Below are 22,208 nucleotides of genomic sequence, written 5' to 3'. Positions count from 1 at the left end.
AAAAAGGAAGCTTGTCTTTATGTGGACATAGATGTTTGGCCAGTTCAAAAGATCAGAATTGAAAGGAAAGAAAATCATGAATCTATGGGATTTATTCGTGGCACTGGTTTTAGGAATTGTCGAAGGATTAACAGAGTATGCACCTGTCTCGTCTACAGGGCATATGATCATTGTTGATGATCTTTGGCTAAAATCAAAAGACATCATTACGCCAGAGGCTGCAAACACATTTAAAGTCGTGATTCAGTTAGGTTCTATTTTAGCTGTCATGATCGTGTTCAAAGATCGTATTTTGAACTTGTTAGGCTTAAAGAAAAATATCACAGAAGAACAAAAACGCAGCGGACATAAGCTGACCATTGCTCAAATTGCTGTTGGACTCGTCCCAGCCGTCATTTTAGGATTCTTATTTGAAGATTATATTGATAAATATTTGTTTGATGTGAGAACGGTCGCCGTCGGTTTGATTTTAGGGGCTGTGCTGATGCTTGTCGCTGATTGGATCAATAAACGTAAAACAGAAACAAGCTCTGTGGATAATATGACGTACAGACAAGCGCTGTATATCGGGTTATTTCAATGTTTAGCACTATGGCCAGGCTTCTCGCGTTCAGGTTCTACAATAGCAGGTGGTGTTATTCTTGGTCTGAATCACCGAGCGGCGGCTGACTTTACGTTTATTATGGCCATGCCGATTATGGCGGGAGCAAGCCTCTTAACACTTGTTAAAAATGCCGAATATTTAACAACAGACATGCTTCCATTCTTTATTGTGGGCTTTGTGAGTGCGTTTATTGTGGCTCTCTTTGTTGTTCGATTCTTCCTAAAACTGATTAATAAAATCAAACTTGTGCCTTTTGCGATCTACCGAATCATCCTAGGTCTGATTTTATTTATCCTGTTTATGTAATGATGGAAAACTACTCTTTTAAAAGAGTAGTTTTTTTGTTGTTTTGCCCTTTTAAACAGTAAAAACAGCCTCTTAATTGGTAGAAAAAGAAGTTTTTTCTTAAATTAGTGTTTAAGTGACAAAGAAAAGGGTAGTACATAAACATACCAATTAAAGGAGGAGTTAGAAATAATGAGGAAAACAAGTAAATTTTTTGTTAGCTCTGTGATTGCTACGTCAATGGTTGCTGTCCCTTTATCTCTTACGACTTTTGGTCAAAAGGCTGAAGCTGCTACGACAACAGGTGTCGATGGAAGTGTCTCGATTGATCCAGTAGCCATTGCCGATAAAATTGAACAAGCAGTAAAATCATCTCAAAATCGTGATGGATTTGTAAAAAATGCGGCATACAGTGCATTTTATGAAGCAGGTCAAAATTACAACGTAGTTGTTCAAAACTTAAGCCAAGATCATGATTTTAGCGGACTGAACAATGTTGTCTATTATGATAGTGTTGAATATGACGGCATTACGTTTGGTATTTGGGTATTTGAAGATGGTACGTTTGTCAACAATGGTGACGGCGGCTATATTAACTGGACTTTTGTTGGCAGCTTTGACCGCGAAGAAGGAAGCGGTACTGTCGATTTCCATAAAAGATTCTAATCTCAACGTCAAAAGTCTGCCGATCCATCGGCAGACTTTTTTAAAGCGCACATTCTTCTATTTCAAAACCTAAATCTTCAATGATGTGATGATCGGTTTGAACTTGCTGTCCTTTTGTCGTTAAATAATCGCCTACAAAAATAGAGTTCGCTGCATATAATGCGAGAGGCTGAAGCGTTCGTAAATTAAACTCTCTTCCCCCAGATACTCGAATTTCCTTAGCCGGGTTGATAAATCGCATCAGTGCCAAAACCTTCAACGCTTTGATCGGATGTGTACGTTCTTGATGTTCAAGAGGCGTTCCTTCAATTGCATGGAGAAAGTTGACGGGAATCGAATCCGCATCAAGGGCTCTAAGCGCAAAAGCCATTTCGACAATTTGTTGATTGGTTTCGCCCATTCCAATAATAACCCCTGAACATGGTGACATCCCTGACTGTTTGACCTTCTCAATGGTCGATACGCGGTCATCATACGTATGGGTCGTTGTAATTTGAGCATGATGATCTTGATGTGTATTGAGATTATGATTATACCGATGAACACCCGCTTCCTTCAGCCGTTTCGCTTTTTCTTCATTTAATAACCCAAGGCATGCACACACCTTCAAAGGCATCGTCTCAGTAATTTCCTTTACTGCTGCGGTGACTTCATCTAATTCACGGTGCGAAGGTGCTCTCCCGCTTGCTACAATACAATAAGTCCCTGCTTTTCTTTTTAACGCCTCACGCGCACCGGCCACAATGGTTTTTTGGTCAAGCATTGTATATCTCTCAAGCAGAGCTGTTGAAATCACCGATTGTGAACAATACCCGCAGTTTTCAGGACAATATCCGCTTTTGGCGTTAAAGATCATATTTAACTTCACCTTTTTTTGAAAAAAATGAAATCTCACCTGATAAGCTGCATGCATAATAGGCAGCAACTCTGCGTCGTCTGCTTCAAGAATATTTAGACCTTCTTCCATCGTAATTGGTTCATGATTGATGGCTTTCTTCACGATCGTTTCCCAAGACAAAGACGTTATTTTTCCCATCATAAGCCCCTCTCAATATGTAAACTTATTTTTATTAAAAGTTAACATAATAGATAGAGATTGGCAAGCACTGGTAAGCAGCTTAAAAGTAAAAACACAAAAAGGCGATGAACATGTAGTCATCGCCTTTTCATATGAAAAAAATCGCTTAACGAACAGTAATATAGTTAATGACGAGCTCACCTAGTGAATTATAGTAAGAAACTGTAACAGAACCGCGTTGTACAGCACGGATCCAAGTGAAATTTGGAGCAGTTTGGTCTAATTGAATGGCATACGTTGCGCCTGATACAGAAATTTGGCTAGCTGGAAGTGAGACAGCAATTGAAGAACCTACAGTAAGTGTGCGGTTCACTGTAATCACTTTATTCATAATAGGAGCTTTTGCTATAACTGGTTCTTTAGGCTGTGCAGCTGCATGAGCACCTTCAGTTTGGAAGAACGTAAGAGCACCTAAAGCAGCTAAAGACAATGTACAAGCTTTCATTAATTTTTTCATCGGTAACACTCCTTTTTTTGGTATATACATATATTAATAATAATAGAATTATATGTCAATCAAAATAAGTGGAAAAATGAGTATTTTTGGTGAAAATTGTCACATATTATGTAGGGGAAGACGATTTTACCCAAAAAACACATGATTTTTTATTCATATGTCATTCTTTTTTAGGAGGAAAAAGAGACATAAAAAAAGCTGGGTATCTACCCAGCTATGTGATGCTTTATGAAAAGAGATCTTTTATTTGTCGTCTGTCTGTTTTGGCTGACGGCCTTTTTGTTTCTCTTTCTCTCTAATGTAGTTAATAAAGTCGATGGTTTGTCTTCGTGCTTCTTCAGAAAAATCGGAGGCAGCTTTAAACGCAATTTGCAAATCAGGATCATCTGCAAGATCGTCATCAGAGGCGTTTTTGTCTTTACCTGTGAGAAGATAATCTGTTGAGACCCCGTATAACTCGGCGATTTTCACAATCATTTCACCATCTGGCTTTCTCAATCCATATTCCCAGTTAGCATAGGTTGACATCGCCTTTAATCCGAGTTTTTTGGCAACGGTAGACTTACTCCATCCATGTTTCTCTCTTAATTCAGTTAGAATCTTTCCAGTCAAATTATCCATCGGAAACACCTTTTTTTCATATTATGTGTAAATTTTATCATGAATTACACGGAAAAGATAAATAAATACACAAAAAGAATAAAAATTTGATTGACTTACTCGTTTTGTGTATATTATCATAATAAATATAACTTACACATAATGAGTAAGAGGTGGAAACATGAAACTTGAAAATTTACGAGAAGAACGAATATTACAAGGAAAAACACAAACGTATATGGCGAAAAAACTTGGATATAAGTACACGAGTGGCTATGCAAATATAGAAATGGGCCGAACAAAGCCCAGCTTAGAAATAGCCAAGCATATTGCAGATTTGCTAAATATCGGTGTTCAAGAGCTTTTTTTTGGTCAAAAGTTACACAAAAAGAGTAATAGTCGTAAGGAAGACCGTTCTTAAAAAGGGGAGACAAACAGAATGAATATCGAACATCCGATGGTGACACAAATGAATGATTTCGGCTATCCAAAACGTTACTGGCCATATGAAATGTCCCGAAATGGTTATCGATTAGAGGACGAGAACCGTGAGAAAGGATTTGATGATGATGAGACATCAGATGACATTTGATGCCCGAAAAGAAGCACAGCATTGCCTAGTACAAGCTGGCGGCTGGATCACTTTTCATCAAAAAGAGCCGATGTTTGCTTTCCCCACGGCAGAAGAAAAACGCACATACATAACCCTCATGGCAGAAAAAGACGTTGATGACAATAAGAAGGAAAGGATGAATGCGACATGAATCGATTGAAGCAAATCATGACATTCCTGAAATGTTTGCTCAATGCGGGTCAAAACGAACAAGACATTCGGCAGTGGGCGAAGGATGACGGGAGATCGTAGCATGGTCCTTCATTTTATCATTGAAAAAGAACATTTATGCAAAAAAGAGACATTGATAAACAGAATTCAAGCAGCCGCAAAAGCGCAATGCTCAAGCAGAATAAAAGGCGCATTATCACTCGACATTCGCTTATTTTACAATATGCCCATTGATCTAGCGAACAGCCAAGACACGCGTACATCTGCTGAAAAAGGCTTGATACGCCCAGTACACATCTGCATTCTTCAACCAAATTTGCAGTATATACAAGAAGCACTTCATGCCATTGCCGATGACGCCTCTTTACAGATTGTAGAATTAAGAGTTTCACAGTTTTATAGCATGCGTCCTCGAATGGAAATCATCTTAAATACGATGGGTGATGATATGAGATCCTCACCACCAAATAAGGAGACAAGCATATGAACGAGCCAAAACAACTCATGATTCAAGAAAACCAGACATTTGTCGGTGAAATGGAAAAAGGAAAGATTCAAGTCATTGTGTTAGATGGAAACGTAGGAACGGCTTATATGATGGATGTACCTGAGCATGGAAAAACGATTATTCAAACAGCAAAAGGGCATTTTGCAAGAGTCGATCATGAGATTGGTTTTAAAATCAGCTAGTCTGATGAACAAGAACAACTGAATAAGTCCAAGACGGAAAGCCTGCGGACACTGATCAAGACCCTATAAAAAGGGGCTGATTGGTGTCCGTTTTTTATTTTCTTAAAAAAGGGAGAGAGCACAGATGCAAGATTTACTGATTGAATATAAAAGAAGTTTAAAAGATGCCAGAAAACGATATGAACAATTGAAAGACAAAGAAGAGAAACAGATGTCAGATCAGGACAAACATGATCAAAAAATGATCGCCAGTATGGTCAGTGATTTAGAATACGTGGTGGAATGGCTTCAAATCGGTAGAGAGCCAGGCGCACGCAGAGGATTAGATAGACGGTCTGTGTATCAGCGCACCATTCTTGCTAATCAAGAGGTATTAGAGGCTTTATCACATGAATACACCCTCATTCAAGAGAAAGAAAGAGAGGTAAGTGAGCGGGACAAAAGGCGAATTGACGAAGCCTTATCCGTTTTGACAGATCGAGAGAAGGACGTATTTTTTATGCACACAACACAGGGTCTGTCATTTAGCGAGATTGCGATCATGCTAGATGTAAAAAAAGGAACAGTCCAAAAACATATGGAAAGAGCTCGGACCAAAATGTCCAAAAAAGTACAAGAACGCCTATTCAGAGCTGCTGAATAGGCGTTTTTTCTTTCATCACATCAATCTTCAAAAGCTTGTCTTACAGTTGCCACCTATAGTTAGAAAGACCAAACGAATGTTTGCTAGCCCGGCACAAATGATTTCTCTTCAGGGAATCATTCGAACTAAAAGGAGGCGGCAGGTGAATGTAAATGAAAGATAAACGGATAGAGGCTAAGCAGGATTATATGAAAGGGATGACGTACCAGCAACTAGCCGATCATTACAACGTCTCCATCCATACCGTTAAATCATGGAAAAGACGATACGGCTGGCAAAGACAAAAAACACCGTCAAAGCAGGCGCACTCGATCTTTCATCAATTTCTTTCAGATGAAACGATTGAAATCATGGAAAAAATGGATGGGCGCACATCTCTTGATATCATCTGGGATCAAATTCAAATTCAATACGCAGCCATTATTCGAGCGCAGCGCATCATGCATGTAGCAGATCAAGATGACATGATCAAAGAACTGAAAAAGGCGACGTACTTGCCTTCTTCATTAGAGGAAGAAACAGGCGAAGGCATTCATCCAGAGCCAGAGATCACGGCAGAGGAATTTTCGTTTCAATTTTCATGGGATCGGCATGCTACTTTTTTAAATGCCCAATCTCGTGCAATGGGAGAACTAAGACGGCTGATTAAACAGTTTGAAGAGCTCGCTCACGCAAAAGATGAACGAAGATTAAGGCTGAAGCAAATTGAGCTGACAATCGAAAAAACAAAAAAAGCAGTTCGTGAGGAAAAAGAAGAAGATCTTCATATCATGATCAAAAGAAAAGAGGACGATTCATGACGCCGTTGATTGAAAAAGAAGTCAATCCTCACTTTGAACACTTTTTGTTCGATTGGAATCAAAAGTTTCAGTTTTTAGTAGGCGGTTATGGCTCCTCCAAAAGCTATCACATTGCTTTAAAGCTGATTTTAAAACTGCTTGAGGAAAAACGAACAGCACTTGTCATTCGAGAAGTGTATGATACGCACCGGGAGTCGACCTACTCTCTTTTACAAGAAATCGTCAGCGATCTTGGCATCGATCATCTAGTAAAGTGCCGCAGTTCACCGCTTGCTCTCACTTTTCGCAATGGGAGCAGCATTTTATTTAAAGGACTGGACAAGCCTGAGAAATTGAAGTCGATCAACAACATCTCAATGATTTGGATTGAGGAGTGTTCCGAGGTTTCTTATGAAGGGTTTAAAGAACTGCTTGGAAGGCTGAGACATCCGGTTTTACCTCTTTATATGATGTTATCGACGAATCCCGTTGGTCAGGATAATTGGACGTACAGACATTTCTTTCGAGATGAGCAGCTGAAACGTTTTGTCCTTGATGACGAAACCTTATACAAACAGCGAACCATCGTGATAAAAGATACGTACTATCACCACTCAACAGCAGAAGACAATCTATTTCTTCCTAAAAGCTATGTCAAGCAGCTGGATGAGCTGAAAGAATACGATCCAGATCTTTATCGAATTGCAAGGAAAGGATACTTCGGTATCAATGGCACAAAAGTGTTTCCGCAATTTGAGGTCAGACAGCATGCTGACGTATTAGAAGCGATCGGGCAGATTGAAAGACCGCTGAAACGAGCGGGGATGGATTTTGGATTTGTCGAATCCTACAATGCGCTCATTCGGTTAGCTGTCGATCATGAAAAAAAGTACTTATATATTTATTGGGAATATTACGACCGCGGGAAAACGGATGATGAAACAGCTGTTGATTTGAAAGAATTTGTTGAATCAAAGGAACTGATTAAGGCAGATGCAGCAGAGCCTAAAACGATTCACTATTTTCGGCAGCACGGATTTCAAATGGTCGCTGCGCATAAGTTCCAAGGGTCACGTTTGCAATATACAAAGAAAATCAAACGATTTAAGAAAATCATTTGTTCTGATGCTTGCCCTTATACCATCTATGAACTTCAATCACTAACCTATAAGGCAGATAAGAACGGCCGCTTAGAGGAAGATGAATTTCAAATCGACCCACACACATTATCCGCCATTTGGTATGCGCTAGATGATTATGAGGTGACCGATTTGAAACAGACTGCTTCAGAGCGTGTCCGTCCAAACCGAGAGAGGAGGTCCATACAATGAAACAATTAAAAGCAACGATTATGAAGGCCAACATGTCTGATCATACAAAACAAATGTATGAGGATGAATTTTCATACGAAAAAGATGACATTGTCCCGCCGCCCTACCATATCAATGAATTAAAAAGCATGGCAGAATACTCAACGATTCTTCAGCAATGTATAGATGCGTATCGAACAAATATTTTAGGCTTTGGCTTTGGGGTGGAATACGCCTTTGATTTTAATGCGGAAGATGTGAAACCGGTCAAAAAGAAGACAGCCGAGAAGGAATGGACAAGACTCGAAGAGTTTACGAAATACATGAACTATGATGAGTCTGCTGACGTGATTCTTGGTTATGTCCTAGAAGACCGGGAGAAAACAGGAAATGGCTTTTTAGAGGTGCTGCGCGATGGACAAGGAAAGCCGGCAGGAATCGAGTATTTGGATGCACTCCATATCCGCATTTGCAAGCTGAGTGAGCCAGTCGACGTCGAATTCCGCTACACAGAAAACGGCGAATTAAAGACGATGAATCGCAAGAAACGATTCCGAAAATATGTGCAGGTCATCAATGAGAAGAAAGTCTTTTTCAAGGAGTATGGTGATCCGCGCATATTAAATTATGAAACAGGCAAGTACGATGATGCTACACCAGAACCACTTCAAGCAACAGAAGTCATTCATTTTAAAATTGGCAGTGGGACGTATGGGATTCCCCGCTGGATTGGCAACATCGTCAATATGTATGGCGCACGAAAAGCAGAAGAGCTGAATTATCTTTATTTTAAGCAAGGAAGGCATGTACCTGGTGCCATCATTGTTGAAAACGGCATGCTGTCAGAGACTTCTTATCAGCAGCTACAAGATTATATGGATGATATTGAAGGGTCTGATCATGCGCATAAGTTTTTATTGCTCGAAGTAGAAGGGCTTCCGACAGAAAAAGGATTAACAGGTGAAGAAGATGTATCAAATGTCAAAGTGAACTTTAAATCCTTGGCGGAAATCCTGCAAGAGGATGCGCTCTTTTTAGAATACGATGAAAAGACGAGAAACAAAATCCGCTCCGCTTTTCGTCTGCCGCCTATTTACACAGGAGAGTCACAAGATTATAACAAGGCTACAGCAGATACCGCGCGAAAAACAACGGAGGAGCAAGTGTTTCAGCCAGAGCGGCATCTTATTACAGGGAAACTCAATACTCTTTTTCTCCCGGATTTAGATATATGGCATGTCCGCTTTCTATTAAATGGTCCTGACTTTAGAGATCCATTAGAGATAGCGAAGGTTCTGACACCATTTATTCAGGCTGGGGCAGTATCGCCAAATGATTTACGAGATCTTGCGGGGCGTATTCTTGGTAAGACGTTAGAGGAATGGCCGGAAGAATTCTACCACCGACCTTTAGAAAGCCGCATAAAAACAGCTGATGGTCTGTCTCCATCCGAGTCAAACCAGCTGAAGAAATAGAAGGACGTGAGCTTTTTTTGAAAGGGGGTGAACATATGCCAAGGGAATTAAAAAACGCAAAAATTACACATGTTTCCTATGTGGACAAGGCCGCCAACCAAAAGAAATTTTTCTTGATGAAAGCAAAGAAAAAGCAGCCTGACTTTCAAAAAGAAGTCAGTGTCCTGACGAAGGCAGAGGATGCGCATCGCCTCGTATATGGCGTCGTGTATGAACCGAATACACCTGATGCACATCAAGACTTTATGTCGGCCAAAGAAATTGAAAGAGCAGCACACGGTTTTATGAAAGATGCCCGTCACATTGATAAACAGCATGATTTTCAAGACGGTGTTGGCGAAGTCGTCGAATCATACATTGCCCCAGCGGATTTTGAAGTAGGCGGGGAGCTGATTCAAAAAGGATCTTGGGTACTTGTGACAAAGGCATCACAAGATATTTGGGACCAAATTCAGCAAGGCCATATTACAGGCTACTCAATGGCTGGAACAGCAGACATCATCGCAATAGAGGAACACGATCAGCTCCTATCTCAAGAAACGAACGAGAGAGGGCTTTTTTCTTTGCTGAAAAATTTCTTTTTGAAAGAGGAAGGTGCAGATATGCCACAACAATTTTGGAGCGTTTTAGATCATCTGCTGGAAACGTTGCAGTCAAGTGATGGTGATGAGTCTAGCGTAAGAGCGGCACTTGAACAATTGATTCCAATTGTGCAGGATGTGTTGAAAACAAATGATGTCCTCCAAACGATTGGCGAAAGACCAGCATCCGTTCAAAAGCAAGATGCCGGATTAACGACTGATCAAGTACGCGAACTAGAAAAAGCAAAAATGGCCATCGACAACGTTTTACAACAAGCGGATAAACAAGGGACAGATCAAACAGGTGAAGAAGAACCTGTACAAAAAGTGCTGGAGCAAGTGGTTGCGCCAATTCGTCATCAGCTCTCTTCCTTAGAGAAATCAGCAGGCAGAGAAAAAGCAGCGATTCAGGAAGTGCTTCAGCAACAGCTACTGCCTATTTCAGAGCGGATACACATGCTTGAAAAAGCGCGGGGCATTTCTAAACAAACAAATCACGATACACAAAATGATATGACAAAGCCCATATGGGATGGCTTACTATAAGCCTAAATAAGGAGGAAAAAGTGTGAGAAATCAAGAGTTGATTCGCAAGGCTGAAATGACACTTGCCAGCTTAAAAACAGGCGGTCTCATGAACGCAGCCCAATCCAACACATTCATTAGAATGATGCAAAATACACCAACCGTTTTAAATGATGCACGTATCATTCCAATGGAAAGTGATTCACAAAAAATCGAAAAAATCGGCTTCGGTCAGCGCATTTTACGCCCAGCAGAAGAAGGCAAAGCGCTTGATGCAAAAGACCGTGTTGTCCCAGCGACAAGCACTGTCCAGCTCAATGCAAAAGAAGTCATTGCTGAGATCCATATGACGTACGACAGCATTGAAAACAACATTGAAAAAGACGGGATTCAGCAGACCATTATGCAAATGCTGGCGGAACGAGCGGCAGTCGATATTGAAGAACTGATCGTCAACGGTGATACAACATCACAAGATCCATTTTTAGCTCAAATGGATGGCGTACGAAAACAGGCAGTTTCTCATATTGTCGATGCGAATGGAGCGGAAATTAGCCGTCAAATGTTCAAACAAGCCTATAAAGCGATGCCGTCAAAATATTTACGTGTACCTCAGGATTTCCGTTTTTATACATCCCCAAGTTTAGAGGTCGAGTGGAAAGACCAAGTAGCAAACCGTCAGACCGGTCTCGGAGATGCGGCGATTCAAGGCGGACTTTCTTCTGCATTCGGTGTTCCGGTCAAAGGTCTTGCCAATATGCAGCCATATGATGAAGAAGGAACAGACGTATCAGATATTTTACTGACACATCCGAAAAACATTATCGTAGGGTTTTCTCGCAATATTCGTATTGAAGTAGAAAAAGATATTCGCAGCCGTAAGTTTATCATTGTTCTGACAGCGAAGCTCGACAGCAAATTTGAGGAAGAGGATGCTGTAGCCAAAGTAATGAAAGTGAAAGAGTAGGTGACAGCAGGCTATGATCATTTCTGCTGAGGAACTACAAGCCTATTCTGTATTTGATCGCGTGAAAAATCGTTCTGTAGAGAGACTAGCGGCAGATATTATTGAAGCAGAAGCAGCGGTATTTCAAATTGTCGGGCACGATTTTACACATGAAAAATATCAGCCCATTCCTGAAAAAGCAAGGATCGCCTTATTAAAAATGGCCCAGTATTTTGCCATGCTGAATGATGATGAATCCATGATAAAAGGATTGACTTCAGAAAAAATGGGTGATTATTCATATGCAAAGGCAGCGGACAAAGTGAAAGGCAGACCTTATGTGTATGCCCTTCTTGTTGATTATATTGAACCTTCACTAACTGGCGGCAGCGCCAATTTAAAGGTGAGATCATTATGAGTTATGATTCTCTATTAACGGATCGCTGTGATCTTTTTCACTTAGAGAATGAAGAGGCAGTCCGCGGCAAATTTGGTATACCAGCAGGAGATCTGCAAACGGACATTTCTTATCCTGATACACCAAGTATGAGAGATGTGTCTTGCTATGTTGTAGAAAAAAGCCAGTCACTCGTGCAAGAAGAACCGAATACAGTCATCTATCAGTCCTATCTCGTCCATTTCCCTTTAGCAAGCGACATTCGCTTGCATGACAAAATGGTGTGGAACGGCATCTCACTCAAATTGCAGCAGCCAAAAAGAGTGAAAAATCATCACATGGAAGTGATGGCCGTCAGAAAGGAAAACCTATGAAAATTGATGGACTTGACCGGCTGCTATCCCAGCTCCAACAGGCAAATAGTGGCGGCTTAACGGCGCAATATCAAGAGTGGTTACAGGAAATGGGCTTACAGTTTTTAGACATCATTCAAGATGAAATCATCAAAGAAAAGGCTGTTGATACAGGCCGTCTCCTCAATTCCTTTCAAAAAGGTGACAAGGAGAATCACTTTCTCACTTCCCGAGGCGGGCTCACGCTAGAAGTAGGGACACAGCTCGATTATGCTTCTTACGTGAATGATGGACATGCCATTTCTTCAAATGGAGAACGAAGATGGGTGCCTGGCAGATGGAACGGCAACCGCTTTGAATATGATCCGAATGCCAGTACTGGCATGATGCTTTCATCTCAATGGATTGAAGGAAATGGGTACTGGGATCATGCCGTCATGCTCTATGAACAAATGTTTGAACACTCGCTGGATCGAAAGCTTCAAAGCTGGATCGATCGACATTTTGGGAGGTGATGGAATGAATCAAGAAGTCGGGGCAATCATGCATTATATATACACACGCTATCCAGTGAAAATGTATGATCGTCTTCTGCCAGAGCGTTTTCAAGTGCCATCTGTTTATGTGCCGCCAGTGACTGTCATTAGTGGTCCAGATACAGTGTCTACTTTTATGAAATCTTATTCGCTGCAAGTGAAAGTGTTTCATATGGATACAGAAAAAGCGCATGATGCGGCGGAAACAGTCGTCGATGCATTGCTTGCTGATCGTCAAATCATTCAGATGATCAGTGAAGATGGAGAGGTGCTTGATGATTATGTCCGCATAAAAAGAGTGGAAACAAGAATCATAGATCAAGGTGTAGCAGCGATTGTCCTGACATGGGATAGCAGCTATTGGTACAACCGAGATAAACAGCCAAGCCTAGAAGATATCAATTTTTCAGATGGGGTGATCAAACGTGAGCAAGACTAAAAAAACACAGCTCGATCAAACAGCGGGCGAAGAAAAAGAATTTGGCTTTTCATTTGAAGCCTTAAAAGAGTACAGCAAGGATCTTTTTGGGGTAAAACCAGAAATCCTTGAAGGTGCTCTTTTTTATATCAAACATCAACCAATTACAAAAACAGAAGCAAAGAAGCATATCGATGCTTTTTTGTCCAAGGAGGTTTAAAGGATGAACGGAGGCACTTTTACACCAGGTACAGAGAAAAAGCGTCCTGGCATTTACTTTAATTTTAAAACAACAGCAGAGCAGCGAATTACTTTAGGCGAGCGAGGAACAGTTGCACTTCCTCTTGTCATGAGCTGGGGAGAACCAAAAACCTTTATTTCCGTTTCCGATATGGAAGACTTAAATAAAAAGGTCGGGCTTAACATTGATGATAAGTCACTTCTTCTTTTCCGTGAAGCGAAGAAAAAAGCGCAAACGGTCTTGCTTTACCGCCTAAACGAAGGAGAGCCAGCCAAAGCGGAAATCGCAGAAAACTTTGTGGTCACAGCCAATTATGGTGGTCAAAAAGGAAATGAGATTACCATTCAAGTGGCAGAAAATGTACTCGACAGCACAAAACGTGACGTCATCACCTATCTTGGAACAGATATTGTCGATAAACAGGTGGTCACAGATGTCAAAGATCTTGTGAAAAACAAATACGTTCAATTTTCTGGTGAAGGCGAAGCGGTCATTACTGCTGGAGCGGCTTTAAGCGGCGGGAAAAACGGTGTGGCAAGTGTCGCAGATTATACAGCTTTCCTAGAAGCAGCTGAAACGGAATACTTTGATGTTATTGCACTCCCAGTCGATAATAGTGAGCAATTAAAAGCAACATTCGCGTCATTTATTGAGCGTTTACGTAATAAGCAAGGACGTAAGGTGCAAGGCGTTGTGGCTAACTATGCAGCTGATCAAGAAGGTATCATCAATGTCACAAGCGGTGTTGTTTTAGAAGACGGAACAGAACTCGCGCCTGCTCAAACAACAGCTTGGGTCGCAGGAGCAAGTGCAGGAGCGACTTTTAATCAGTCACTGACCTTTGTTGAATACGAAGGCGCAGTCGATACATTAGAGCGTCTTGATAATGATCAAGTAGAATACCGTTTATCACAAGGAGAGTTTCTTTTCACTTTCGATGCAAGAGACCGCACGGTGAGCGTTGAAAAAGATATTAACTCTTTGACAAGCTTCACGGTTGAAAAGAACCAGCAAATGGCGAAAAACAAAATCATCCGTGTGCTAGATGCAATCAACAATGATTTAACATTTGAACTGAAAAATTTGATTAAATTACGCAAAGCCAATGGCAATGACATTCCAGCATCTGATGATGGAGTGCAGCTTGTGAAAACACTGATTACACAGTATCTCACACAACTTCAAGATGGCAGCGGTATTACAGGCTTTAACTCAGAAACAGACATCGTCATTGGCCTCAATGAAGATCGTGATGGATTTATCATCGATTTAGCAGTACAGCCAGTAGACGCAGCAGAAAAATTCTATTTCAATGTGGAGGTGAAGTAAGATGGCTTTTAAAGCGCAAAATACAATCTCAGGTAAAGAAGGTCGTCTTTTCTTAGAAGGTGAGGAGCTTGCCTTTATCAAAACGTTTGAAGCAAACGTGGAGAAAAATAAATCAGAAGTGAACGTAATGGGCCGCCGAATGACTGGCCATAAAACAACTGGGGCAAACGGAACAGGAACAGCAACATTCTATAAAGTTACGTCACGTTTCGTTCAACTCATGCTCAACTATGTGAAAAAAGGGGAAGATCCTTATTTCACTCTTCAAGCGGTAATTGATGATAAATCATCAGGCCGAGGCACAGAGCGTGTGACATTATTCGATGTCAACTTTGATTCAGCTAAAATTGCTGGACTAGATGTCGATTCAGAGGCACTTGAAGAAGAAGTTCCATTTACATTTGAAGACTTTGATCTGCCTGAAAAGCTGAAGAATTCTTTCTAAGAAATGCGGAGGAAATTAGCTAATTAATTAGCTAAATAAAAACCAAATATGCTATAATGCAAATGTAATGAAAAATGAATGCATTTGTAATGCACATTGCAATAAATGACACACAAAATGATGTTTACATGCAAAGCGATTTGCATACAATAAAAAGAAGCCAGGATGCGCTAACATCCCGGCAATGTACAATGAGGCCCTTCAAGGGGCTGGCTTATCAATTAGATAGTTTTAAGGATAGACTTTCCCTTTCACCTACCAAAGCTCAAGGGGAGTCTATTTTTTGTTTATATACGTCAACAAAGCAAGGATAAACATCCCGAATAAAAGCATTAGGGAAATCGCTTGGAACGTTGACATGAGCATCACCCCCTTCCTATCGGGGATGAGCCAGACACCCTTGAGCAAGCCGTTCAATTGTACGAGTTATATTATACATGAAAAGATTGGAAAGCACATTCAAAAAATGGATGTGCTTTTTTGTATTCAAAAAACAAACAAAAGGGAGTTTTTAAACATGAGCGAAAAACAAACATTTGATCTTTCATTTTTTATGCCAGGACAAACAGTAGAAGCAGAAGAGGTCAAAGTACCAATTTCTAAGCGTTTTGTTGATAAAAAAGGGAATGTCATTCCTTTTGTCTTCAAAGCGATTACCACGGAACGTATTGATGAACTGGAAAAAGAAAACACCACGTTCAAAAATGTCAAAGGCAGAGGCCGCGTAAAAGACTTAGACAGCCAGCGCTTCTATGCACGAATTGCCATTGAATCGACGATTTATCCAGATTTCCGCTCAAAGGAATTAAGAGAAGCCTACAGCACACAAGATCCAGTTGAAGTTGCAAAACGTGTTTTATCTGTCGGCGGTGAATATGCAAACTGGTTAAACAAAGCGATTGAAATCAATGGATTTGAAGACGAAATTGAAGATTTAGAAGACGCAGCAAAAAACTAATAAAAGATGGGGATAAGGAAGCGGTGTTTTTATATTACGCCATGCATGAGCTTCACTATTCTCCATCAGAACTCCTCGATTTATACGAAGCACCAAGACAATTTAAGGCATTCTTATTCGGACTCATCAGCTACAAGCTCGACATGCTAGAAAAAGAAGCAAAGAAAGGAGGGAAATAAACTGGCGAAGCTCACTGCACGATTTGAATTAGAAGACAAAGTATCAAAGAAGCTGTTGCGCATTCAAAAACGATTTCAAACGTTTGAGAAGCAGCTCAAACCATTTAGAAAACCGGTGAAAATAAGCCTGGAAATGGATGAAAAGAAGCTAAGGAACCTCAATTTATCGATGAGAAGGTTTTCTGTATTATCCATGAAGCTAGATCAAGGAATCTATCGTGATCTCAAATCATTAACAAACCAGCTGAACATGATACCGAAACAGATGGTCATATCGATTCAAGCAAAAGGACTAGATGTCATTAAATCCAGTATAGATCGCTTGAAACAATCACAAGCAAGTCCAATCCTGCTGACGTTCAAACTGAATGATCAGTTGTCAGGAAAAATGTCATCGATCAAAAAATCAATCCTTCAGCTCATGAACAGAACATACTATATGAGATTAAACATGGTTGACCAAGCCACCGCTGCCATTCAACGAATCAAAAAGACACTCAAAAGCTTGACAATGGCTAAACACGAAATCAGAGTATCTGTTCAAGACAATGCAAAGAGTAAGTTGAAAAAACGAGATCAGGCAGAGTCAGTTGTGAAAGAAAAGAAAATCAAAAAAAAACCTAATGCGACAGCTGCTACAAAAACGAAGGAAAACAAACAAAGCTGGCTGGGGAATTTGGGGAACAAGGCGTTAAAAGAAATTGAAAAATATGCAGGTGACGTCTCAGATAAATTGAAGGAAAAATTAAGCCCAAGGAAATTTTGGGATGAGAAGGCGCTACCTTGGGTTGAAACGAAAATAGACGAATACAAGCAAGAAGTAATAGGACGAATTAGTGAGAAAATTAAAATCAATCCTGAAGAGTATCTAGATAAATGGTTTAACAAAGGATTAGATTTGATCCTTGGTCCGAAAAACCAATCGAGCGAAAACAACACTAACTCATCAGCTCAAAATCAAACGACAGAAACCCCAACAAATCCAACTCCTAATACGCAGCAAAATAATCGAAATGGAAAAGGTTTGTTTCGTAGTAGTTGTTGCCCTTGTTGTGCTCGTGGTTTAAGTAGGCGTGGCTCTAATAGGACAAGAAATAGAAATGGTCGTTCACAAAGACAACCCTCAAATCCTACCGCCACAGCAAGAACGGAGAGGTATAGAAGACCTCAAGGTAGATTAGCAAAACTTAAAACAAGTGCAGGTAAGATTTTTGAAAAAGTACCTAGTGGATTGAAGAAAACCACAGGTATAGTAGCCTCTGTAGCCGGACTTGCGGGCTTGATGAAAGGTAGTGGGGGGCTAAGTGGATTAGGAGATGTACTTAAAAATATAGGAAAAGGAAGTAGCCAGCTTTTAAAGAGAGTGCCTATCTTGGGGAACTTATTGAGTGCTACAGATTTGATAGGAACAACGAAAGAAAACGTTGGAGAAAAAGTAGGTGGATTCTCTGGAGGGCTTGCAGGAGGAATTAGTGGAGCAGCAATAGGCCAAACTCTAATTCCTATACCGTTTGTAGGAGCTGCTGTTGGGGGTGTTGCTGGGAGCATCGCCGGAACTTTAGGTGGGTCAAAACTTGGGGAATTATTTGATACCTCAAAATTAAAAGAGAATATTTCAAATACGTTATTTAGTGAGGATTGGTGGAGTGAAAAGTGGGGAAGTGTTAAAACCTCCGCAGAGAAATCTTTAGGGAACTTAAGTGAAAAATGGGAAGATATAAAAACAACAGCATCTAATACACTATTTAATTCAGAATGGTGGGCAGAACAGGCCGGGTACATTACTGGAGCTTTAGAATCTACTGTATTTAATGGAGAATGGTGGAGCGAGAAATGGGATGCTATCAAGGATTGGACGCAAGAAAAATGGGACGGTGCAGTCGAGATATGGAATTCTATCACAAAAAAACTTGGTGAGACCGTTTTTAACGGAGAGTGGTGGGGAGAAAAATGGGATAGCGTAAAAAAATGGACCAAAGAAAAATGGGATGGTGCCGTTAATATATGGAACTCAATTAAAGGAAAAATCCGTGAAACTGTCTTTAATAAAGATTGGTGGGGCGAGAAGTGGGATGATGTAAAAAATTGGTCGGAAAATAAATGGGAACAATCAAAAACAATTTGGTCAGCTGCAAAAGCAACTGCTTCTTCTACCCTATTTAATAAGAACTGGTGGACAAATAAGTGGAATGATGTAAAGTCTTGGGGTAAAAATATTTTAGGAGATACATGGGATTTAATTAAAAGTAAAGGCGCAGAAGTTATTGGTAGGCATATTGTAAAATTTGAAAAAGGTCGGGAAAAAGGTCGGAAAGATTTTAAACCTGATCAAAAAGCCACAGGCGGCTATATCACCCAGCCTACCTTATCATGGATTGGTGAAGCGGGTAACGAATTTGTCATTCCAACTCAAAATAACCGGGGCCGTGGGAAGATGTTGCTTGCACAAGCTGCTTCTCATCTTGGAATGTCTGTTGTACCAAGCAGCAGCGGAGCAGCAAGTCCAGTTTCTAGCTCTCCAGCTCCAATAACGCCAAATGCTCCAGCAGCTCCAACTGCTTCTGCCGGTTCAATTGGTGGAACGGTTTCAATGAATGGAAACATCCAATCTGCCAGCATAGGTGAGCAATTTAATCATGATTTTGAACAAGGGCTGAATCAAAAGGTGGTTTCACTTGATCAATGGAAGCAAAAAAACATTCAGCAGCCATTTAATCAAATGACATCAGATTCAGGAAAGTACGGACAACAAACGGTATCGGCATTTGCTACTAGCCAGCAAATGACACCAACAGGAACTGACAGCTTTTTGCAAAGTCGTGTAAAAGCACCATACCAACAAGTGATGACAGCATCACCAACTTGGGGTTCTGGAACGGTTAGTGGCTTTGCAACAGGTCAAAATGCCACATCAATTGGCACAAGCCAATACGTAGACCAACACGTCAAACAACCATTCCTGCAGGCCAAACAAGAATCACCAGGATGGGGTTCAGGAATGATCGACGCCTTCAATAGCGGCATGCGTTCAAAAGCAAGTGAAGTCACACAAGCTGCCAAAGAAATGGCGAAGAAAGTGGAACAGGCGTTTAGAGAAGAACTAGACATTCATTCTCCTTCGCGTGTCATGATGAGTCTAGGGAAATTCGCATCGATCGGTGTCGTCAAAGGGCTCGATTCAGTTGATGTGAAAAAGTTTGCTGAAAATCAAGCGGGTTCATTAATCGGAGCGTTCAGCGGTATGGGTGCTTCAGGTCTTAGTGTTCAGCAGTGGCTCATGGCAGCTCTGATGGCGACTGGCACATCGATGAGTTGGCTTCCAGGTCTTATGACAATCGCTCAGCACGAATCAAATGGTAACCCGAAAGCCATCAACTTGTGGGATTCCAACGCCAAGAAGGGAACGCCCTCTAAAGGGTTAATGCAAACCATTGGACCGACCTTCCATTCCAATAAAGGCAAGGGCATGAATGATATTTGGAACCCAATTCATAATGCCGTAGCAGCCATTAACTACATTAAGGGCAGATATGGAACAGTCTTCAATACACCGGGATTACGGAGTATGAGAAGAGGCGGTCCTTATAAAGGCTACGCCAATGGTGGGCTGATTACTCAGGAGCAGGTAGCTAGAGTCGGTGAAGGAAACAAACGCGAATGGATTATTCCAGAAGAAAGAGGCATTCGCGGGAGATATTTATTGACGCAGGCAGCGAAGGCACTTGGAATGCAAGTCTATGATCCATCAAATGCATCTGCTCCTTTACCAGAATCACAGATGCAGCAAGTCACCTCAGCTCAGTCAGCTGGGAATACAACAACGTCAGGCAACAAACAAATCACCATCCAGTTCAATGGTGATCAGCATTTCCATAATGGACAGGATCAGCAATCGCTTGTCGAAAAAATTAGACAAATGCTTGTAGACGAACTGGAAGTAGAGCTTCAGACAGGAACGAAAGGGGTCGTGATCGATGGGTAAATCAGTGTATCAATTGTGGATTTCCCAAGGCAAGGAGAAGTTGCGATTCCCTGTGCTTCCATCCGAACTTGAGATCACAAATAACGTACAAAATGAAACGGTGAAGGTCTCCTCCTTTGGAGAACTGACTTTTATTGATGTACCATCGGCTAAACAAGTATCATTCACCTCATTATTTCCTAAGAAATATTCGCCAATTGCTGAATATAAAAGCATTCCATCACCAGAGAATGCAATAGCGAAAATTGAACGAATGATGCGTTCAAAGAAGTCTGTGCGACTGATTGTGACAGGGACTAAAATCAATATGACGTGCAGCATTGAGAGCTTCACTCACAAGGAAGGGTCTTATGACATAGGTGATCGTGAATTTACGATCGAGTTAAAGGAATATAAAACCGCATCGCCTAGGAAAATCAAACGAAAGAAAAAAGCGAAACAAACCAAAAAGAAAAGACCCTCAAAAACACCACCAAAATTGTACACTGTTAAAAAAGGAGATACTCTTTGGGCCATTTCAGGCCGTTTTTATGGCGATAGTACAAAATGGCGGCGTATTTGGAATGCCAATAAAGCAGCGATGATCAAACGAAGTAAACTCAATATTAAACAGCCGGGATATTGGATTTTTCCAGGGCAAAAATTGAAAATACCACAATAGGGGGGCTGACATTGATTGAGCTTTTTGCCATCAGAAGCGGTACGATGTATGAGCTTGTCACAGAGAGTGTGACACTTCAGGGGCAAAGGTATCAGGCCCCTCGCTCTATTCAGGCGAACATTATCACAAAGCAAGGCAGTCAAACATATTACCGTGTCTCAGAAGGAGACACGGTTCTTTTTAAATGGAAAGGAAAAGAGCTGTTCAGAGGCATCGTGTTTTCTAGGACGCCTGTTGAAGGAAAGCTGACCTTTACCGCATACGATATGCTCCAATATTTAGTGAAAAACCAAGATGTATATGTTTTTTCAAATCAACGGGCAGATCAAATTTTGAGGCGGATCGGGGCAGACTTTCAAATCCCTATGACATCCATCGCAAATACAGGACATGTCATGAAGTCTCTCGTCTTTAAAAATGACACGAGTTTATATGACATCATTTTAAAAGCATTGAAGGAAACGAAGCGGCAAACCGGTAGAAATTATCAAATTTATTCTGCTAAAGGCAAGATGGGGCTGAGAGCTTGGCCCGATCCAGAGGACGTGTGGGTCATTGAATCAGGGGTCAACCTCATCGGTTATCAGTACAGCACCTCCATTGAAGAGACAGCAACACGTGTGAAGATGCGCACGTCTGTAGACGAACAGGGCAAGAATAAGAAAAAAGGTAGCAAATCAGATATTGTGGTGATCGAACAGGACAAAGCGGGTCAGAGTCAGTACGGCATTTTACAGCATGTGGAGACGGTCACAGGTCAAATCAACCAGCCGCAGCTTCAAAAAAGAGCGAAAGTACGACTAGCTGAAAAAAAAGGCGTCAAACAAGAAGTGAAAAGCATACAAGCACTCGGAATCCCTGAACTGCAAAGCGGTCTGCCAATCTATTTGAAAATCCCTGAATTCAACATCAAAAAAACCTACTGGATCGATCAAGACAAGCATGAATTCAATGGAGTGAAGCACACCATGACAATTGACGTCGTTGAGAAAAATTCCATGCCAAAGGGTGATCAAGCATGAGATTAAGTGAAGCAATTAAACGACTCGCTGTCAATGCAGTAGATGCAGCTTCTCCAATTGATCTGGTGATTGGAGAGGTCACAATGGCTTCGCCTCTTCACATCCGATTAAATGAAAACAGTAAGCTGATCATTCCAGAAGAACTGCTTATTTGGCCTAAACGCTTAAATAAGGGTGAGGATGATGAGTTGAAAAGGGGAGACAGCATTATGGTACTTGCAATGGCAGGAGGGCAGTCCTTTTACATCATCGACAAATTGTAAG

29 protein-coding genes and 1 pseudogene are annotated in these 22,208 nt (G+C 41.0%); 26 read left to right on the top strand and 4 right to left on the bottom strand.

Annotated elements, in window-relative coordinates; all coding sequences use genetic code 11:
• The first annotated feature begins 76 nt into the window (after window positions 1–76).
• A complete protein-coding gene (locus ASG46_RS00655) occupies window positions 77–910 on the top strand; it encodes an undecaprenyl-diphosphate phosphatase (protein WP_024719699.1) in 834 nt (277 codons plus the stop codon).
• A gap of 171 nt (window positions 911–1,081) precedes the next feature.
• Entirely contained in the window at window positions 1,082–1,555 is a 474-nt protein-coding gene (locus tag ASG46_RS00650; protein WP_008344156.1) for a hypothetical protein, read from the top strand.
• Between the two features lie 40 nt (window positions 1,556–1,595).
• Here the strand turns inward: ASG46_RS00650 and bioB are convergent, their stop codons facing one another.
• From bioB to ASG46_RS00635, 3 genes are all read right to left on the bottom strand, one after another.
• Window positions 1,596–2,591, bottom strand: a complete 996-nt coding sequence (gene bioB / locus ASG46_RS00645) for a biotin synthase BioB (protein ID WP_017367939.1) — start codon at window positions 2,589–2,591, stop codon at window positions 1,596–1,598.
• A gap of 148 nt (window positions 2,592–2,739) precedes the next feature.
• Window positions 2,740–3,090: a hypothetical protein gene (locus ASG46_RS00640; RefSeq protein ID WP_003213146.1), complete on the bottom strand. Its 351-nt coding sequence runs from the start codon at window positions 3,088–3,090 to the stop codon at window positions 2,740–2,742.
• A gap of 243 nt (window positions 3,091–3,333) precedes the next feature.
• The gene (locus ASG46_RS00635; protein WP_007500560.1) at window positions 3,334–3,711 is read right to left on the bottom strand and encodes a helix-turn-helix domain-containing protein; all 378 of its coding nucleotides are present in this window, start codon (window positions 3,709–3,711) and stop codon (window positions 3,334–3,336) included.
• Window positions 3,712–3,871: 160 nt separating this feature from the next.
• Here ASG46_RS00635 and ASG46_RS00630 point away from each other — a divergent pair, with 160 nt between their 5' ends.
• The 18 genes from ASG46_RS00630 (at window position 3,872) to ASG46_RS00550 (ending at window position 15,142) form a co-directional block, all read left to right on the top strand.
• Window positions 3,872–4,111, top strand: coding sequence for a helix-turn-helix transcriptional regulator (locus tag ASG46_RS00630; protein ID WP_008344138.1), 240 nt, complete (start codon window positions 3,872–3,874; stop codon window positions 4,109–4,111).
• Between the two features lie 18 nt (window positions 4,112–4,129).
• Complete coding sequence (locus tag ASG46_RS21055) at window positions 4,130–4,282, top strand: hypothetical protein (RefSeq protein ID WP_008344135.1); 153 nt, start codon at window positions 4,130–4,132, stop codon at window positions 4,280–4,282.
• Window positions 4,260–4,454, top strand: coding sequence for a hypothetical protein (locus ASG46_RS00625; protein ID WP_234823379.1), 195 nt, complete (start codon window positions 4,260–4,262; stop codon window positions 4,452–4,454). The genes ASG46_RS21055 and ASG46_RS00625 overlap by 23 nt, the downstream gene beginning before the upstream one ends.
• A gap of 102 nt (window positions 4,455–4,556) precedes the next feature.
• Entirely contained in the window at window positions 4,557–4,961 is a 405-nt protein-coding gene (locus tag ASG46_RS00620; protein WP_056702601.1) for a hypothetical protein, read from the top strand.
• Window positions 4,962–4,978: 17 nt separating this feature from the next.
• Window positions 4,979–5,164: an XtrA/YqaO family protein gene (locus ASG46_RS00615; RefSeq protein ID WP_370648332.1), complete on the top strand. Its 186-nt coding sequence runs from the start codon at window positions 4,979–4,981 to the stop codon at window positions 5,162–5,164.
• 124 nt (window positions 5,165–5,288) lie between these two features.
• Window positions 5,289–5,807, top strand: a complete 519-nt coding sequence (locus ASG46_RS00610; RefSeq protein WP_024719695.1) for a sigma-70 family RNA polymerase sigma factor — start codon at window positions 5,289–5,291, stop codon at window positions 5,805–5,807.
• A 152-nt stretch (window positions 5,808–5,959) separates the two neighbouring features.
• Window positions 5,960–6,607, top strand: coding sequence for a phage terminase small subunit (gene terS, locus ASG46_RS00605; RefSeq protein ID WP_008344125.1), 648 nt, complete (start codon window positions 5,960–5,962; stop codon window positions 6,605–6,607).
• An 8-nt stretch (window positions 6,608–6,615) separates the two neighbouring features.
• A complete protein-coding gene (locus ASG46_RS00600; RefSeq protein WP_155518479.1) occupies window positions 6,616–7,917 on the top strand; it encodes a PBSX family phage terminase large subunit in 1,302 nt (433 codons plus the stop codon).
• Window positions 7,914–9,371: a phage portal protein gene (locus tag ASG46_RS00595; protein WP_056702593.1), complete on the top strand. Its 1,458-nt coding sequence runs from the start codon at window positions 7,914–7,916 to the stop codon at window positions 9,369–9,371. The genes ASG46_RS00600 and ASG46_RS00595 overlap by 4 nt, the downstream gene beginning before the upstream one ends.
• A 35-nt stretch (window positions 9,372–9,406) precedes the next feature.
• On the top strand, window positions 9,407–10,498 hold the full coding sequence (locus ASG46_RS00590; RefSeq protein WP_056702592.1) for an XkdF-like putative serine protease domain-containing protein: 1,092 nt from the start codon (window positions 9,407–9,409) through the stop codon (window positions 10,496–10,498).
• A gap of 22 nt (window positions 10,499–10,520) precedes the next feature.
• Window positions 10,521–11,444: a phage major capsid protein gene (locus ASG46_RS00585; protein WP_008344119.1), complete on the top strand. Its 924-nt coding sequence runs from the start codon at window positions 10,521–10,523 to the stop codon at window positions 11,442–11,444.
• Between the two features lie 13 nt (window positions 11,445–11,457).
• The gene (yqbG, locus tag ASG46_RS00580; protein WP_056702591.1) at window positions 11,458–11,841 is read left to right on the top strand and encodes a protein YqbG; all 384 of its coding nucleotides are present in this window, start codon (window positions 11,458–11,460) and stop codon (window positions 11,839–11,841) included.
• Window positions 11,838–12,194: a YqbH/XkdH family protein gene (locus ASG46_RS00575; RefSeq protein ID WP_056702588.1), complete on the top strand. Its 357-nt coding sequence runs from the start codon at window positions 11,838–11,840 to the stop codon at window positions 12,192–12,194. Before yqbG ends, ASG46_RS00575 begins: the two co-directional genes overlap by 4 nt.
• Entirely contained in the window at window positions 12,191–12,688 is a 498-nt protein-coding gene (locus tag ASG46_RS00570) for an HK97 gp10 family phage protein (protein ID WP_056702586.1), read from the top strand. Before ASG46_RS00575 ends, ASG46_RS00570 begins: the two co-directional genes overlap by 4 nt.
• Window positions 12,689–12,692: 4 nt before the next feature.
• Window positions 12,693–13,148, top strand: coding sequence for a phage tail terminator family protein (locus ASG46_RS00565; RefSeq protein WP_047946736.1), 456 nt, complete (start codon window positions 12,693–12,695; stop codon window positions 13,146–13,148).
• Entirely contained in the window at window positions 13,135–13,347 is a 213-nt protein-coding gene (locus tag ASG46_RS00560) for a hypothetical protein (protein ID WP_056702583.1), read from the top strand. Before ASG46_RS00565 ends, ASG46_RS00560 begins: the two co-directional genes overlap by 14 nt.
• A gap of 3 nt (window positions 13,348–13,350) precedes the next feature.
• A complete protein-coding gene (locus tag ASG46_RS00555) occupies window positions 13,351–14,697 on the top strand; it encodes a phage tail sheath family protein (protein ID WP_024719687.1) in 1,347 nt (448 codons plus the stop codon).
• Between the two features lies 1 nt (window position 14,698).
• On the top strand, window positions 14,699–15,142 hold the full coding sequence (locus ASG46_RS00550) for a phage tail tube protein (protein WP_003213309.1): 444 nt from the start codon (window positions 14,699–14,701) through the stop codon (window positions 15,140–15,142).
• Window positions 15,143–15,418: 276 nt separating this feature from the next.
• Here ASG46_RS00550 and ASG46_RS21220 read toward each other — a convergent pair whose 3' ends face one another.
• Window positions 15,419–15,475 (bottom strand): putative holin-like toxin, encoded by a 57-nt coding sequence (locus ASG46_RS21220; protein ID WP_229200408.1) that lies wholly within the window; start codon window positions 15,473–15,475, stop codon window positions 15,419–15,421.
• Between the two features lie 184 nt (window positions 15,476–15,659).
• Here ASG46_RS21220 and ASG46_RS00545 point away from each other — a divergent pair, with 184 nt between their 5' ends.
• The 6 genes and pseudogenes from ASG46_RS00545 to ASG46_RS00525 all read left to right on the top strand — a co-directional run bounded on the left by ASG46_RS00545 (window position 15,660) and on the right by ASG46_RS00525 (window position 22,207).
• Entirely contained in the window at window positions 15,660–16,100 is a 441-nt protein-coding gene (locus ASG46_RS00545; protein ID WP_008344099.1) for a phage tail assembly chaperone, read from the top strand.
• A gap of 41 nt (window positions 16,101–16,141) precedes the next feature.
• On the top strand, window positions 16,142–16,279 hold the full coding sequence (locus ASG46_RS20875; RefSeq protein ID WP_008344097.1) for a hypothetical protein: 138 nt from the start codon (window positions 16,142–16,144) through the stop codon (window positions 16,277–16,279).
• A gap of 1 nt (window position 16,280) precedes the next feature.
• Window positions 16,281–20,261, top strand: a pseudogene (locus ASG46_RS00540) (transglycosylase SLT domain-containing protein); the annotation flags it as partial.
• On the top strand, window positions 20,254–20,922 hold the full coding sequence (locus ASG46_RS00535; protein ID WP_008344093.1) for a LysM peptidoglycan-binding domain-containing protein: 669 nt from the start codon (window positions 20,254–20,256) through the stop codon (window positions 20,920–20,922). The pseudogene ASG46_RS00540 and the gene ASG46_RS00535, both read left to right, overlap by 8 nt.
• Window positions 20,923–20,933: 11 nt before the next feature.
• Window positions 20,934–21,944 (top strand): XkdQ/YqbQ family protein, encoded by a 1,011-nt coding sequence (locus ASG46_RS00530; RefSeq protein WP_056702579.1) that lies wholly within the window; start codon window positions 20,934–20,936, stop codon window positions 21,942–21,944.
• Entirely contained in the window at window positions 21,941–22,207 is a 267-nt protein-coding gene (locus ASG46_RS00525; protein ID WP_017358996.1) for a DUF2577 family protein, read from the top strand. Before ASG46_RS00530 ends, ASG46_RS00525 begins: the two co-directional genes overlap by 4 nt.
• Window position 22,208: the final 1 nt, after the last annotated feature.

Origin of the sequence: Bacillus sp. Leaf49 (genome assembly GCF_001426125.1) — a bacterium.
GTDB lineage: Bacteria > Bacillota > Bacilli > Bacillales > Bacillaceae > Bacillus > Bacillus altitudinis.
Note: the sequence above shows the minus strand (reverse complement) of the source record. Positions and strands in the feature narration are given on the sequence as shown.

Excerpts from the sequence above, each read along its gene's own strand:
- ASG46_RS00655 (WP_024719699.1), top strand. The coding sequence starts at position 77 with ATGAATCTATGGGATTTATTCGTGGCACTGGTTTTAGGAATTGTCGAA.
- ASG46_RS00650 (WP_008344156.1), top strand. The coding sequence starts at position 1,082 with ATGAGGAAAACAAGTAAATTTTTTGTTAGCTCTGTGATTGCTACGTCA.
- bioB (WP_017367939.1), bottom strand. The coding sequence starts at position 2,591 with ATGGGAAAAATAACGTCTTTGTCTTGGGAAACGATCGTGAAGAAAGCC.
- ASG46_RS00640 (WP_003213146.1), bottom strand. The coding sequence starts at position 3,090 with ATGAAAAAATTAATGAAAGCTTGTACATTGTCTTTAGCTGCTTTAGGT.
- ASG46_RS00635 (WP_007500560.1), bottom strand. The coding sequence starts at position 3,711 with ATGGATAATTTGACTGGAAAGATTCTAACTGAATTAAGAGAGAAACAT.
- ASG46_RS00630 (WP_008344138.1), top strand. The coding sequence starts at position 3,872 with ATGAAACTTGAAAATTTACGAGAAGAACGAATATTACAAGGAAAAACA.
- ASG46_RS21055 (WP_008344135.1), top strand. The coding sequence starts at position 4,130 with ATGAATATCGAACATCCGATGGTGACACAAATGAATGATTTCGGCTAT.
- ASG46_RS00625 (WP_234823379.1), top strand. The coding sequence starts at position 4,260 with ATGAGACATCAGATGACATTTGATGCCCGAAAAGAAGCACAGCATTGC.
- ASG46_RS00620 (WP_056702601.1), top strand. The coding sequence starts at position 4,557 with ATGGTCCTTCATTTTATCATTGAAAAAGAACATTTATGCAAAAAAGAG.
- ASG46_RS00615 (WP_370648332.1), top strand. The coding sequence starts at position 4,979 with ATGATTCAAGAAAACCAGACATTTGTCGGTGAAATGGAAAAAGGAAAG.
- ASG46_RS00610 (WP_024719695.1), top strand. The coding sequence starts at position 5,289 with ATGCAAGATTTACTGATTGAATATAAAAGAAGTTTAAAAGATGCCAGA.
- terS (WP_008344125.1), top strand. The coding sequence starts at position 5,960 with ATGAAAGATAAACGGATAGAGGCTAAGCAGGATTATATGAAAGGGATG.
- ASG46_RS00595 (WP_056702593.1), top strand. The coding sequence starts at position 7,914 with ATGAAACAATTAAAAGCAACGATTATGAAGGCCAACATGTCTGATCAT.
- ASG46_RS00590 (WP_056702592.1), top strand. The coding sequence starts at position 9,407 with ATGCCAAGGGAATTAAAAAACGCAAAAATTACACATGTTTCCTATGTG.
- yqbG (WP_056702591.1), top strand. The coding sequence starts at position 11,458 with ATGATCATTTCTGCTGAGGAACTACAAGCCTATTCTGTATTTGATCGC.
- ASG46_RS00575 (WP_056702588.1), top strand. The coding sequence starts at position 11,838 with ATGAGTTATGATTCTCTATTAACGGATCGCTGTGATCTTTTTCACTTA.
- ASG46_RS00570 (WP_056702586.1), top strand. The coding sequence starts at position 12,191 with ATGAAAATTGATGGACTTGACCGGCTGCTATCCCAGCTCCAACAGGCA.
- ASG46_RS00565 (WP_047946736.1), top strand. The coding sequence starts at position 12,693 with ATGAATCAAGAAGTCGGGGCAATCATGCATTATATATACACACGCTAT.
- ASG46_RS00555 (WP_024719687.1), top strand. The coding sequence starts at position 13,351 with ATGAACGGAGGCACTTTTACACCAGGTACAGAGAAAAAGCGTCCTGGC.
- ASG46_RS00550 (WP_003213309.1), top strand. The coding sequence starts at position 14,699 with ATGGCTTTTAAAGCGCAAAATACAATCTCAGGTAAAGAAGGTCGTCTT.
- ASG46_RS00545 (WP_008344099.1), top strand. The coding sequence starts at position 15,660 with ATGAGCGAAAAACAAACATTTGATCTTTCATTTTTTATGCCAGGACAA.
- ASG46_RS20875 (WP_008344097.1), top strand. The coding sequence starts at position 16,142 with ATGCATGAGCTTCACTATTCTCCATCAGAACTCCTCGATTTATACGAA.
- ASG46_RS00535 (WP_008344093.1), top strand. The coding sequence starts at position 20,254 with ATGGGTAAATCAGTGTATCAATTGTGGATTTCCCAAGGCAAGGAGAAG.
- ASG46_RS00525 (WP_017358996.1), top strand. The coding sequence starts at position 21,941 with ATGAGATTAAGTGAAGCAATTAAACGACTCGCTGTCAATGCAGTAGAT.